Genomic DNA, 12140 nt, shown 5'->3' with positions numbered 1-12140 from the left:
GAGACACCCTCTTGCCCACGAACAGACCAACGACCAACCAGACCGATAGTCACACCGACGGCACTTCTGTTAGCACCTCTAAGAGCGCGGCACCGCCCCGGGAGCGCCCTGGGGTAGCGGCCTGCGGGCAGGCGGCAATGGTGTTTCCTGCCGCTCCCGAAGGCGTGCCCCGGGCCCGCGAGGCAGCGGCGCGGACGCTGGCCGCGTGGCAGATCCCCCGGGCCATCGACACCGCCCTGCTCGTGGTGTCCGAGCTGATGACCAACGCCGTACAGCACACCGCCGGCGCGATGGCCGAACTGGTCCTTACCCACGGGGACGGCCTCCTCCTGGTCGAGGTCCACGACAACAGCAGCTGCCCGCCCGCACTCGTACGCGGCATCACAGACGCGGAAAGCGGCCGCGGCCTGCAACTGGTCCACGCACTGAGCACCGACTGGGGCTGGACGCTGCTTGGCACGGACCGCAAGAGCGTGTGGGCGCTGCTGCCCGTACGGGCAGCAGAACAGGCGCAACCGGCACGGCCGACGGAAGAATCAGAGCCCGCAGCTGCGGGGAGGGTGGGCGCATGAGCAGTGAAGCCCGCGCCCGGCTCGCCGACCTGATGGCCCGGCACGGCGTCAACGGCATCCTGAAACTCGACAACGACAGCACCTGGGAAGTGGTGGCGGACCAGGACCTCGACCACGCCCCGGCCTACGACCTGGACACCGCCTGCCTCCACCCGCACCACGTGGTCGTCGCCAACGACCAGGACACGCAGGACCTGCCGCTCGACCGCGTCCCGCACCTCGCCCTGGCGGCCGCGGTGCTCGCCGTCCCGAAGACCACCGTCCTCGAGGCCGCCCACTGCGCGACGATCCTCCCGCAGCTGCGCGACCACGCCTGGGAACAGGCCGCCTTGGTACGCCGCCGCTGCGACGCACTGCCACCAAAAAGCCCCCTGCGCCCCCTTGTCGAGGCATCGCTGCGGGAAGCCGACCGACGGCTCCCCGAGCTGATGCACGACACCCTGGCCCACGCGCAGAGCTGCGCCCGCCTGGTCCGGACGCTGTATCTCGCCCTGGACCAGCTCGACGCACGACAGCAGGGGCCGCCGGAAGCGATCCGACGGCCCCTGCTGTCGTACGGAGAGGCGCTCCGTGCCGTTGTTCTTCGGCGTGCTGTGCGCCCGGCGGCAGCATCGGCTTCAGGAGATGGGCACCGCCGGGCGACGTACAGGGTGTCATTCGGCCCTGGTACCGCCGTGGCCGGGGCCTGACCCGTTCCACCACAGGCAGGCACAGCCTTGCGTACGTTGCGCTGCCGCCAGGACGCTTACCGGGCCAGGCTTAGGTGTGCTCACGAGGGAACTCTGTCAGCCATCTGACCAGGGCTTCTGCCTGCGGAGGCAGCTGAGGGTGGTCACGGGAGACCTGTTCGATCTTGGCATGCAGTACGGGTACGAGGGCCTCGACGGTCCGCTGGATCTCTTCGAGGAGTTGCTGCTGGCGGTCCACCCCTTCGACGGGAGCTGCCAAGTCCTTCTTCAGCTTGGGTGCCACGCGGCGCAACGTCCCCTTCTGGCGTGTGTAGGCATCGGCGGCAGGACCTCCGCTGCGGGGGCCCGGAACACGGAGTTGAAGGGCCTGGCTGTAGCGCGTAGTCAGACCGAGCTGCCGAGCGGGCGGGAGCTTCCGGTAGTTGCCGTAGCGGCCGTCCTCTCCCGGGGATTGAAGTCCTTCGCGCTTGTTGCACCGATAGCAGAGGAGGCCTCGTACAAGCCCCGTCTCGTGATCGTGGTCGAGAACAAGGGCATCCGGAGCTGTCCTTCGGGTCCGTTGTCCGTTTCGGCCGCAGATGGCACACCTGGACTGCTGCCAGGTGAAAAGCATGTCCTCAGTGCTCGCCGGTAAGGGGTCTTGGTCCGCCGGGAGGGGCCAGAACCAGCAGGCGGGGGGCAAGTGAGGCAGCCACCGGTCAACGAGCCGGGCGGCTCCGGCTCGGAGTTCATCGACCGCAGCCAGCTCCTCCGAGGTGAGATGACGCGAGCATGCTGGGACTCCGTCCAACGTCCCGTTGCGGCAAGGGTAGTTACCCGAACCACGGCACCAGTTCCAGTACTTCCTGTCGATGATTCGCTGTGCCGCGAGAACGCGGGCGACCAGGAGCGGTGTCATGAGTGAGGCCAGGGCCGGGACTCGCGAGCGCGACGAAGGCGAACTGACCCTTGGGCGGGCTGGCTCAGGCAGCGGCAGCAGCGTCATTTCTGCACCGTAGAACCGGTTGCCGTGCCGGCGCAGTCCTTCCCGCAGCCGCGTATCCGGAGCCTGCTGAAGGGGAGCGGGGGCGGAGATTCGGCAACTCTCCATGATCCGGCGGTTGGCAAAAGGAATCCCACAAGACCCCTTGCACATTGTGCACGCCTCTGACACAGTCACACCTGTCGGTGCGCACAATGTGCACGACTGTCGGACCTCGCCCCCGTCCCGGTCAGGACCGCACCTCGGCCGGGCCACCACCGGAAGAGAGCCACCCTTGTCCGTACACATCACCCGACCCACCAGCACCAGCGCAGAAATCGCCTGGGAGCCCGGGGACGACCCCCAGGGGTTCCTGGTGCAGGCGATCGACCAGGACCGCCTTGCATGGGCCCTGGACGCGCTGGCGGACCCGGCGGGCGGCCTGCCCGAGACGCCCGACGCGGCCCTGACCGCCGCCCACCACACCACCGCCCTCGCCAAGGACCTCAAGCGCCGCGCCGCCGTCCAGGTCGTCAGGCTCCGCGACGACCACGGGCATTCCTGGCGGGCCATCGCCAAAGCCGTCCTCGGCGACGCCGACAAGCACCAGGCAGTGAGGCGCATGTACGACTCCGGCCACCGTCCCGCCGACGACTGACCATCACACCCACGAAGGGACCCGAAGCCATGTCCGAACAGACCCCAGAAGAAGTGATGGAGGCCCTGCGCGTGGCGGCTGAGGAACTGGAGGAGAACACCCGGCAGCAGGCCGAATCCATCGCCGAAGCCGCCCAGCGCGACGGCGGCTGCTGACCGTCTGTTCGAGCAGTTCAGCGGGGGCGGCCGTCCACTGCCAGGCGCACGGCCGCCCCGTACTCCCGAACTCCTCGCAGAGAAACAGGAGACCACTATCATGGCCGATCCCGGCCTTGCCGCAGTCTTCGCGGCCGTATTCGTTGCCCTGTACGTCGGCCACTCGGTCGGCAACCACTGGGTCCAGAGCTCGTGCCAGGCCGCCGACAAGGGACTGCCCGGCTGGCAGGGCCGCGCGGCCTGCGCCCGGCACGTCCTCGGGCTCACCGTCACCAAGGCCCTCGTCCTCGCCCCCGTCGTGCTGGTCCTGGACCTCGCCGTCGGCGCAGCCGGCCTCGCCGTCGGCTTCGGCGCGGACGCCCTCTCGCACTACTGGGCTGACCGGCGCACCACGCTCGCCCGCCTCGCCCGCCGCTGCGGGAAGGGCGAGTTCCTCTCCCTGGGCACCCCGGCGCATCCCGCCCACCCGGTCACCGCCACCGGTACGTACGCCCCGACCCTGGGCACCGGCGCCTATGCACTCGACCTTCTCTGCACCAACGTCGGCGCTAGACATCCGACCGAGCGTGGCACATCGGATCAGTGCCGGAATCGGGCGACTTCCCCCTCGATTCGAATCAGGAACTCCGTGATCGGGGCTCCGCTGCCCTCCGGAACGAGGGCCAGGTCTTGAGCGTAGATCGTCTCGTCTGCGGCCAAGGCAGCATCCTCGTCACCGCGGCGCCAGGCATCACGGGACGAGGCGAAGAGGGGAGCAAGCTCTTCCCACGCCGGACCTGGTTTAAATCGACAGTCAGACCAGAACATATCGCCGCTTTCAAGGGTCAATGTTCCGACCAGTCGCTCACCTTGTCTGAGCTGCCAACTCTGCTCCGTCATGTTCCCCTCCCGCGGTGCGACGGGCACTCTAGCGTGCCGCGACCTGAGACGAGTGGGAATGATCTTGAGGTGGCTGTCGGACTGCTTGGATCTCGTGTTCGTAGTCCTCTCTGTGGAGACAGCGCGCTTCTGGTCCACGCTGCTGATCATTCGGTTGTGGGCCGGCTGTGAGGGAACGAGGGGATGCCCAGGTTCACGGGGGGCAGCTGCTGCGACCGGTGGACTTGGGCCCGCTTGGAGCGCAGGAACGTCAGGGTCAGCTCGATGCCTTCGACCTCGCCCTTCCAGCCCTGGGCGATCGCATGCTGGCGGCGGGTGACCAGGTCGTCTTCCAGCTCGTCCAGCCGGGGCAGCATCGTCGGGTTGACCGAAAGCATGGGACATCTGATGCAGGCGTGCTCATGCGCGCACGGCGTTCCGTAAGGGCGTCCGCAGGAGCCCAGCTCGACCTTCCGCTTGTCGAAGTGCTCCTGGAATTCCGACCACTCCTCCGATGTGGGGTCCCGGTACTCCTCCTCCGGCCGGAGCTGGCGACGCTGGTCGAGGAACTGCTGGTAGTGCCGCACGATGTCGTCGTCGAAGACCGCGACGTAGCCACGAGTGGTCTGGATATTCAGGTGGCCGAGCAGGGCGGCACCGATGTGGATGGGCAGCCCGGAGTTGACCAGGTCCGTGGCGAAGATCCTTCGGAAGTCATGGGCGGAGAACGTCGTCCCGACGAACTCGGGGTGGGTCTTGGCCAGCTCGGTGCAGCATTTGCGCAGGCGGCGCCAGATGGTGGTGGTGCTCATCGCCTGTCGCTCCAGGCCGGTCTGGGTCTGGAAGAGGTAGGGCAGGGGCGGACACCACACCTTCTCGTGGACGTCGTACCGGCTTGCGATCGGCACCGTGCCGTAGGTGGCGCGGTGCCGGCGGATGACCTGGGCGATGACGTGGAACAGTTCGGCGGACATCGGGATCACCCGCTCGCGGTCCGTCTTGGAAGGAGTGACGACCAGGAGCGCGACGACCTCACCGTTGGGGCGCTGGTAGTTGCGGACGCTCAGGTGGGTCAGTTCGGTCAGCTCCTCGATCCGCAGACCGGCGTGCCGGAGCACTTCGACGACGGCCCAGTCCCAGAAGGCCGCGGTCTCGTCCCGGGTGACGGCGACCAGCTCGCCGGTGTCCCGGTTGACCGCCCGGACGGGGAAGGACTTCTCCGTCTTGGCCCGCTTGAGGTCGTACTCGCTGGCGGTGCGCTGCCACTGTGCGCCGGCGGCGGTGAACCGTTCACCGGGTTCGACGGCCTGGGCGGCGGCGAGGATCTCGCGCAGCCGCATCCACCGGTTGGTGACGTGGTCGACCAGCAGGGGAAGCAGGGGCTGGCGGACGCGGGTGCGTTCGGCCATCCGGGCGTTGATCTCGCGGCGGCGGACGTTGAACCAGCGCAGTTCGGCATCCCGGACGGGGCAGGGCGCCGATCACGCCGCCCAGCGCTCGGGTTCGGCGACCGCCCAGCTCTGCAAGTCCAGGTAGAAGGTGCGGACCTTGAGCAGCACGCCGTCCATGTCGAGCCGGGGCCGGCCGCCGGGCAGGACGGAGATGGTCTCCTTCCACTGCTGGTAGGTCTCCTCGCTCAGCCGCAGGTCGGCCTGGTCGGGGTTGACCTTCTCGACGTTGCTCCAGAATGTGCCGGGCAGGACCCGGGCCAGCTGCCGCAGCGAGGAGTGGTCCAGGTCGGCGGCGCGGCGGCGAAGGTAGTCCACCAGCAGGTTGCGCACGTTGGTGTTGCGCAGCTGCTGCCGGTCGACGAGCTCCTCGACGCTCTTCTGCCCGCCGACAAGGGCGGCCCGCAGCACGTGCGGCGCCGACGGCGGGAAGTGCCCCGACTCGTAGAGGATGTGCCAGGCCGCGATCGCCGCGTAGTTGTACTCCTGGCCGCGCTTGGTGGCCCCGCGGGTGAGCTGCTTGCGCCGCGACTCCAGCGAGTAGTGCAGCAGCACCTCCGGCGTCAGGTCGGCCAGGGAGATCCCGAACACAGTCAGGGCGCAGGCGACGTCGAACAGCGCGGTGCGCCGGGCCGCCGGGGTCGCGTCGGAGGCTTCGACCGCGGCGTGGAACTTGTCCAGCAGCGGGTCCTTCGCCACCAGGCGAAAGTCGAGGGCGTAGTTAGGGTAGGTGTGCCCGCGGAAGGCATCCAGGCTCGGACGGATCACCCGCAGACAGAACAGATGGCGGGTGCCCGAGATGAACAACTTGCGCAGCTTCTTGTCCTCGCCGCCCAGGTCACCGGGGTTCGTGCCGTACTCGTCCAGTCCTGCCGCCACCCATCGCTGCTGCCAGGTGGTGCCGGGGAACCGCGCCAGGTGTTCGAGGATCGTCACCGTGCTGAGGCGGCGCAGCCTGCGCCGCTCAAGGGCCTCGTCGTTCCAGGCCGTCACGGCCGCGTCGGCCACCTTGGCCAGCGAGGCCCGGGAGAGGTCACCGGCCGGCCGGGGCGGGTTCTCCGGCTCGGGCGGCGGCGCGGGCTGGATAACCTTGGTGTTCACTCGGTCCGCTGGCGCCTCCCGCAGGGGGTTGCGCTGGATGCGTCCGGTCGTCGGGCCCATCGCCCGTGCGTTGTAGCCAGCGGTACTACCGGGCACCGAACACCGCCTCGACGTTGGCAGGGTCATAGGTCTGCGACCAGCGGACTTCCTGCCGGGGGCGCTGGTAGTGCTCGGCGAGCTTGTCCATCAGGTCCTCCAGGCCGACCGCGGTGTAGCGGGCGGTGGTGCTGAGATGCGCGTGCCGCAGGATCGTCTGCACCTCCACCAGCGTCAGCGAGGGATCCCGCGCCATTCTGGTGGCCGCCGTGTGCCGGGTGTCGTGCAGCGTGTAGTTCGTGCCCAGCACGGCGTTCGCCCGTTGGATCACGCGGCGCATCGCCCAGTAGGTCAGCTGCCGGGGCTCGCCCCGGCGTGTTCGCCAGATCGGTCCGCCCGGCTCGGGCAGCCCGGCCTGGTCCAGGTAGGCCGCCGTGTAGGCGAACGCCTGCGGGGACGCGGGCACCGGGTCTCGCTGGCCGGTGCCCTTGGTGATCACCCACAAGCGTCCGGCCGACCAGTCGACGTCTTCCAGGCGCACCCCGAGCAGTTCGCTGGCGCGGCGCCGGAGCTGACATAGCAGGCCAGCAGGGCGCGGTCTCGGTCGCATCCCATCTGCGCGAAGAGTTCGTCCCACAGCCGGTCCGGGATCGCCCGGGGCTGACGGTCGGGCACCTTCGGCCGCAGGCGGGCCCGCCGGGCGTGCACCGGTGCTTCCAGCGGGGAGCGGTGAGCCAGCCGGGCTCTGCGGTCCCGGCTCTCCGGCACCGGGTTGATCAGTGGCCCGCGGCCGTAGTGCTGGTGGAAGGCGTAGAAGCCGTGCACCACGGTCAACGCGTGCGCGATCGTCCTGGGCGCGTACCCGTCGCGCAGCGTGGACTTGCCCGTCTTCGGATTGACCACGCCCGCGGGCATCGACTCCGGCAGCGAGCGGCGCCGCTGCGGATTCGGCGCCGTACGCAGCCAGCCCACCATCGCGGTCGTCTCCGCCTCGGTCGCCTGTTCCCAGCCGACATCCACCGCCCACAGCACCCGGAACCAGCGCAGCAGGTCGTACCCGTAGCTGCGGCCCGACAGCGCGCTCGCATCGCCGAGCGCCAGATCCCGCAGGTACCGGCTCACCGGCTCGATCTCCCGACCCGCCGCATCGACCACGAACCACGGGAGCGAAGGCCTCACCCCCTTCACCACTGCACCGACCGACGGCAGTCGGCCGCGGCCATCCATCAGGTCCCGATGTACGGAGGACATTCCATGAAACGAGGACATGCCGAGATCCTCGGCACCCACGAGCCGGAACACCAGCGGATCACCAACTTGGTGCAGTCAACAGACCAAAGCTGGCACACGCTCTGGCTCGGAATCGCCGCACTCGCCATCGCGGCCCTGTGACCCACCGACGACCGTCAACCACGCACCTCCCCGACCCTGCGAAAGGCCACATCATGCTTGAGCACGAGAAGCCCGCGGCGGAGCAGTTCGCCAACACAATGGAGCGCCTCTACGACTCGGCCCAGAAGGGACTCGGCACCCCCCTTGGGACCGAGATGATCCTGAAGGGCCTGGCGGAGAGGCTCACCCCCGAAGAGCGCAACGAAGGCGCGAACATCTTCGCGCGACGCATGCACGAGCAGGGCAGGGCCTGACCCGCGCGAGTGCAGTCCCGCACCCCACATTCGGGGGTGCGGGACTGCACTCGCGGCTCGTGCTGGGGCTACTTCCTGTTGATGGTGTCGCCGAGGCGCCGGACGGCCAGCTCACGTCCGGTTCGACGAGGGGGCTGCGTGGTGTGTGGCGGGGGCGACCATCGTTTCAGGGATGCGCGGTGACCCTGGGGGAGGCCGCACCGGCTTCCTCGGCAAGGTCGAGCCCCGCGTAGAGGCTGAGGACGAGCCGGGCCCGGCCCCGGGTGTAGCCGAATTCCCCCACCGGCGGTGCGGTGGCGTTCAGCTGGCGGTCGGCGTCGTCCGCGAGGGCGGCAAGCTGGCCCTGGACCCCGCGGTTGAGACGGGGATCCTCGCTGCGTTGCCGGACGTCGTCGCGGACGCAGCGGGCGTGTCCGGTGAGCAGCAGCGCGATCAGCTCCAGGTCCCGGGCGCTCAGCAGCACGTCGTCGCCCCAGCCCAGGACTCGCTGCGCCAGGGTCTCGTGGTGGGTGCGGGCCTGCGGGTCGAGCGGCAGTTCCGCGGCGAGGTGCCCGTCGGGGTCGTGGAGGATCTGGTGGGTCATGACGCTGGTGCCTTTCGGTGGGTGCTGTGGAGCTGGTGGAGGTGGGCGGCAAGTGTCTGCCCGTCAACGAGGCGTTCGTACCGGTCGGCCCGTGGTGCGCTGATCCAGTGAGCGCAGAAGGTGCCGTGCGGGGAGGCGGTGCGCACCGTGTCGGGGACCAGGAGAAGGTGGCCGGCCCCCAGGACCCGGACACCGTCGACGACGGGGGCGCCGTCGGCGCTGTGCGGGGAGACCATCACGTACGCGGTGTCGTGCCCGAGATCGCCGATCACCGGGTATCCGGCGCGGGGGCTGAGGCGCATGCCGGTGAGGACGTGGAGGCCGAACGCGAGCGGGGTGAGGGCCACGGCGTCCCACCATTCCCCGAGCGGTTCGAGAACCGAGCGGCCGCGCCCGCTGCGCCACGCGTCCCGCCGTTGACCGGTGGGAACGGCGCACGTGTGCCACGTAGGGGTGGACTGCCGGGACTTGGCCACACGGCGACCGTAGGAGCGCTATACCGGAAGCAGACCACACACATCGTGTGGGTTCGCACCTCCTGGTGGAGCCTTGTGATGGACCGTGTCCAGTTTGGCCGTCGCGTCGCGCACTGGCGCGGCCGCCGCCGGTTGTCCCAGGCGGAGTTCGCCGCGCTGATGCGCCGCTCGCGCAGGTGGGTGGAGGAGCTGGAGGGCGGCCGCCGCCAGGCCGACCCGCAGTTGTCCGTGGTGACCGAGGTCGCCCTGCGTCTGGGCATCACGGTGGACCGCCTCCTGTACGACCCGGTGGTGCTGTGCCCGGCCGAATCCGAGATCGACGCCGTACGGGCCGCTCTCCAGCGGCACGACGTGATCACCGGCCGGTGTGACGACTCCAGCACCGAGCCGGTCTCCGTCGCCGCCCTGCAGCGCAGCCTGAGCTTCGCCCGCACCGGCTTCCAGGCCGGGCACTTCGCGACGCTCGGAGCACAGATCCCCCACCTCCTCATCGACGCCACCCGGGCCGCCGAACGCCACCAGGGTGACGACCAGCTGGCCGCCTACCGGCTGCTGTCGCTGTCCCTGGAGCTCACCGAGGCCGCCGCCATCAAGTGGGGCGACAGCGAACTCGCCGTCGTGGCCGGCCACCGCGCGGTCGCGGCCGCCGAACGCTCCCAGGACCCGGTCATCATGGCCAGCGCCGCCCGCCACCTCGCGGACGCCATGACCGCCCACGGCCAGGCCGCGGCCGCCGTCCAGTTCGTCACGGCCGCCGCCCGCCGCCTCCAGGACGAGCTTGTCCAGCGGGGCCCGGAGGGGCTGAGCGTGCTGGGCATGCTGTTCCTCAAGGCGGCGATGGCGCAGGCCGCCGCGGCCGAGGCCGACGACATCAGCCCGGACGCTCTGGCCCGGGCGGTGCCCGTCTTCCTCGACGAGGCCGACGAGCACGCCGACCGTCTCGGCAGCGACCGCAACGAGCTGTGGACCTCCTTCGGTCCCACGAACTGCGGCCTCTACCGGGTCGCCGCCCACGTCCAGCTCTCCGAGGGCGCCGACGCACTCGCCGTCGCCGCCGGCCTGCCCGACGCCGCCCTCGGCGCGCTGCCCCGCGAGCGCCGCGCCCACCTGCTCACCGACCGGGCCATCGCGGAAAAGCAGGCCGGACAGCGCGAACAGGCCGTCGCCACCCTCCTTGAGGCCGAAGCGCTCTGCGAGGAAGAGGTCCTGTGCCGCCCCCGCACCCGGCAACTCGTCGAAGAACTGCGCCTCCTGGGCACCGGGAGCGCAGAGGGACGCTTGCGCGCGCTCGCTCAGCGCTGTGGACTGCCCGGATGACCAAGAAGACCTTGTACCTGATCTCCTGCGCCGCCCCGCCCGCCCAACGCCTCGACGTTCCCATCCGTGCTGCCCAGCAGGCGGGTTGGGACGTCTGCCTAATCCTCACCCCGGACGCGTACCGGTGGGCGAAGGAGGACTTCGAGGGCGGCATCGAGGCCCTGGAGCAGCGCACCGGCCACCCCGTCCGCCACCAGTACAAGCTCCCCTCTCAGCCCGATGTCCTGCCGCCCCCGGACGCGCTCCTCGTCGCGCCCCTGACCAGCAACACCGTCAACAAGTGGGCGGCAGGGACCTCGGACACGCTCGCTCTGGGGCTGCTCACCGAGGGCATCGGTCTCGGTCTGCCGATCGTCGCCCTGCCGCACTGGAACGCCGCGCAGAACCGGCACCCGGCGGTACCCCGCAGCGTGGAGACGCTGCGCACCGCCGGAGTGACCGTGCTGTTGGGCGAGGAGGGCTTCACTCCGCACGAGCCGCGGCAAGGTGACCTCGACGCCTACCCGTGGCAGGCCGCACTCGACGCCCTGCCCGCCTGAGCGCACCGCCGTACGGCGAAGTCGTTCCGCCCGCCTCTACGACGCGATCAGCCTCGGCGACACCATCAACAAGCAGTAGCCCAGCATGAGCCACGAGCGCAGTCCCGCACCCGCAGTACAGGGGTGCGGGACTGCACTCGTGCGGGCGGGCGCATTTGTGGGTGTGGTCAAGGGCGTTGGGCGCTCGGGTGGCGGGTGAGGGTGTATCCGATTTCGAAGGTGTCGGCGGACATGCGGGTGTCGTTGACTTCGAGGACGGTGCCGTCGGGGCTGGTGGTGGTGCGGGTGATGCGCAGGAGCGGGACGCCTTTGGGCAGGTGGAGTTGCTCGCATTCGGTGGGGGTGGGCATGCGGGCGCTGACGGCTTCCTCCCAGGACAGGGGGGTGTGGCCCATGCTTTCGAGGAGGTCGTAGATGCCGCCGGGGCCGGTGTCCTTGTGCGCGAGCCGGGTGCCGCGGGCGAGGGAGGCGGGCAGGTAGCTGGTGGCGAGCTGGAGGGGGGTCTGGGTGGCGGGGTCGCCCATGAGGCGGTCGCGTACGAGGACGTCCTGCCGTGCGTCGTCGGCCAGTTGGAGAAGGGCGGCGATGTCGTGGGGTGCGGGTGCCCAGGTGATGGTGGGGGGTTCGAGGGCGGTCCAGGGCTGGGCGGCGGCGTCGAAAAAGTAGCCGCGTGCGTCGCGGTGGACCTGGCGGCCGCGGGTGAGGCGTCGGCGGACCGGTCGGGCGCGGACGACGGTTCCGCGGCGGCGGATGATGTCGACCAGGCCCTCCGCTTCGAGCTGGGCGAGGGCTTCGCGGGCGGTCTGCTTGGCGACGCCGTACTGCTGGGCGAGGTCGGTGATTTTCGGCAGGGTGCTGCCGGCGGGATAGGTCCCGTTCCCGATGGCGGCACGCAGGTCGGCGGCCATCTGCTGGTACGCGGGGCTGCTCATGGGTACCTCCTGTTTCCGGCAGATTCGGACAACCACATCCGATAGTCCTAGCCCTATTGACGGCTTATCAGGTGCCGCCGAAGATAGTCCTAGTTCTAATGCACTGTCAGGGGTGCGGTCCATCCCGCAACCGGACGGATGCGCCACCCACTCGGTGCGCTCGCGGCCC

At 69.9% G+C, this 12140-nt stretch carries 17 protein-coding genes and 1 pseudogene; 9 read left to right on the top strand and 9 right to left on the bottom strand.

Annotated elements, in window-relative coordinates; genetic code table 11:
• Positions 1 to 137 precede the first annotated feature (137 nt).
• Together IE269_RS40150 and IE269_RS40145 are read left to right on the top strand one after the other, a co-directional pair.
• Entirely contained in the window at positions 138 to 572 is a 435-nt protein-coding gene (locus IE269_RS40150; RefSeq protein WP_189828287.1) for an ATP-binding protein, read from the top strand.
• A complete protein-coding gene (locus IE269_RS40145; RefSeq protein WP_189828286.1) occupies positions 569 to 1261 on the top strand; it encodes a hypothetical protein in 693 nt (230 codons plus the stop codon). The genes IE269_RS40150 and IE269_RS40145 overlap by 4 nt, the downstream gene beginning before the upstream one ends.
• 70 nt (positions 1262 to 1331) lie before the next feature.
• Here IE269_RS40145 and IE269_RS43590 read toward each other — a convergent pair whose 3' ends face one another.
• Positions 1332 to 1544 (bottom strand): hypothetical protein, encoded by a 213-nt coding sequence (locus tag IE269_RS43590; protein ID WP_229898538.1) that lies wholly within the window; start codon positions 1542 to 1544, stop codon positions 1332 to 1334.
• Between the two features lie 186 nt (positions 1545 to 1730).
• Positions 1731 to 1874 (bottom strand): annotated as a pseudogene (locus tag IE269_RS43585) (endonuclease domain-containing protein); the annotation flags it as partial.
• A gap of 643 nt (positions 1875 to 2517) precedes the next feature.
• On the opposite strand from IE269_RS43585, the gene IE269_RS40135 reads away from it, so the two are divergent.
• The 3 genes from IE269_RS40135 (at position 2518) to IE269_RS40130 (ending at position 3708) form a co-directional block, all read left to right on the top strand.
• On the top strand, positions 2518 to 2880 hold the full coding sequence (locus tag IE269_RS40135) for a hypothetical protein (RefSeq protein ID WP_189828285.1): 363 nt from the start codon (positions 2518 to 2520) through the stop codon (positions 2878 to 2880).
• A gap of 29 nt (positions 2881 to 2909) precedes the next feature.
• A complete protein-coding gene (locus IE269_RS43580; RefSeq protein ID WP_268253647.1) occupies positions 2910 to 3035 on the top strand; it encodes a hypothetical protein in 126 nt (41 codons plus the stop codon).
• 100 nt (positions 3036 to 3135) lie between these two features.
• On the top strand, positions 3136 to 3708 hold the full coding sequence (locus IE269_RS40130; protein ID WP_308437007.1) for a transcriptional regulator: 573 nt from the start codon (positions 3136 to 3138) through the stop codon (positions 3706 to 3708).
• A gap of 352 nt (positions 3709 to 4060) precedes the next feature.
• Here the strand turns inward: IE269_RS40130 and IE269_RS43575 are convergent, their stop codons facing one another.
• The 4 genes from IE269_RS43575 to IE269_RS43560 all read right to left on the bottom strand — a co-directional run bounded on the left by IE269_RS43575 (position 4061) and on the right by IE269_RS43560 (position 7657).
• On the bottom strand, positions 4061 to 5302 hold the full coding sequence (locus IE269_RS43575; protein WP_229898532.1) for a tyrosine-type recombinase/integrase: 1242 nt from the start codon (positions 5300 to 5302) through the stop codon (positions 4061 to 4063).
• A 72-nt stretch (positions 5303 to 5374) separates the two neighbouring features.
• Positions 5375 to 6442, bottom strand: coding sequence for a hypothetical protein (locus tag IE269_RS43570; RefSeq protein WP_229898533.1), 1068 nt, complete (start codon positions 6440 to 6442; stop codon positions 5375 to 5377).
• An 85-nt stretch (positions 6443 to 6527) separates the two neighbouring features.
• Positions 6528 to 7019 carry a tyrosine-type recombinase/integrase gene (locus IE269_RS43565; protein WP_308437008.1) on the bottom strand — a complete coding sequence of 164 codons (492 nt, stop codon included), beginning with the start codon at positions 7017 to 7019 and terminating at the stop codon, positions 6528 to 6530.
• Positions 6974 to 7657, bottom strand: a complete 684-nt coding sequence (locus tag IE269_RS43560; RefSeq protein WP_308437009.1) for a hypothetical protein — start codon at positions 7655 to 7657, stop codon at positions 6974 to 6976. Before IE269_RS43560 ends, IE269_RS43565 begins: the two co-directional genes overlap by 46 nt.
• A gap of 75 nt (positions 7658 to 7732) precedes the next feature.
• On the opposite strand from IE269_RS43560, the gene IE269_RS40115 reads away from it, so the two are divergent.
• Both IE269_RS40115 and IE269_RS40110 read left to right on the top strand, forming a co-directional pair.
• Positions 7733 to 7870: a hypothetical protein gene (locus IE269_RS40115; RefSeq protein ID WP_189828284.1), complete on the top strand. Its 138-nt coding sequence runs from the start codon at positions 7733 to 7735 to the stop codon at positions 7868 to 7870.
• Positions 7871 to 7923: 53 nt separating this feature from the next.
• Positions 7924 to 8124, top strand: coding sequence for a hypothetical protein (locus tag IE269_RS40110; protein ID WP_189828283.1), 201 nt, complete (start codon positions 7924 to 7926; stop codon positions 8122 to 8124).
• A 166-nt stretch (positions 8125 to 8290) separates the two neighbouring features.
• Here IE269_RS40110 and IE269_RS40105 read toward each other — a convergent pair whose 3' ends face one another.
• Both IE269_RS40105 and IE269_RS40100 read right to left on the bottom strand, forming a co-directional pair.
• Positions 8291 to 8707 carry a restriction endonuclease gene (locus tag IE269_RS40105; protein ID WP_189828282.1) on the bottom strand — a complete coding sequence of 139 codons (417 nt, stop codon included), beginning with the start codon at positions 8705 to 8707 and terminating at the stop codon, positions 8291 to 8293.
• Positions 8704 to 9054 carry a hypothetical protein gene (locus IE269_RS40100; protein ID WP_189828281.1) on the bottom strand — a complete coding sequence of 117 codons (351 nt, stop codon included), beginning with the start codon at positions 9052 to 9054 and terminating at the stop codon, positions 8704 to 8706. Before IE269_RS40100 ends, IE269_RS40105 begins: the two co-directional genes overlap by 4 nt.
• 207 nt (positions 9055 to 9261) lie before the next feature.
• Here IE269_RS40100 and IE269_RS40095 point away from each other — a divergent pair, with 207 nt between their 5' ends.
• Positions 9262 to 10500, top strand: a complete 1239-nt coding sequence (locus IE269_RS40095; protein ID WP_189828280.1) for a helix-turn-helix domain-containing protein — start codon at positions 9262 to 9264, stop codon at positions 10498 to 10500.
• On the top strand, positions 10497 to 11039 hold the full coding sequence (locus IE269_RS40090; RefSeq protein WP_189828279.1) for a flavoprotein: 543 nt from the start codon (positions 10497 to 10499) through the stop codon (positions 11037 to 11039). Before IE269_RS40095 ends, IE269_RS40090 begins: the two co-directional genes overlap by 4 nt.
• Before the next feature lie 167 nt (positions 11040 to 11206).
• Here IE269_RS40090 and IE269_RS40085 read toward each other — a convergent pair whose 3' ends face one another.
• The gene (locus IE269_RS40085; protein ID WP_189828278.1) at positions 11207 to 11971 is read right to left on the bottom strand and encodes a GntR family transcriptional regulator; all 765 of its coding nucleotides are present in this window, start codon (positions 11969 to 11971) and stop codon (positions 11207 to 11209) included.
• Positions 11972 to 12140 lie beyond the last annotated feature (169 nt).

Origin of the sequence: Streptomyces spiroverticillatus (assembly GCA_014650415.1) — a bacterium.
Classification (GTDB): Bacteria; Actinomycetota; Actinomycetes; order Streptomycetales; family Streptomycetaceae; genus Streptomyces; species Streptomyces spiroverticillatus.
This window is presented reverse-complemented; position numbering and strand designations above follow the sequence as displayed.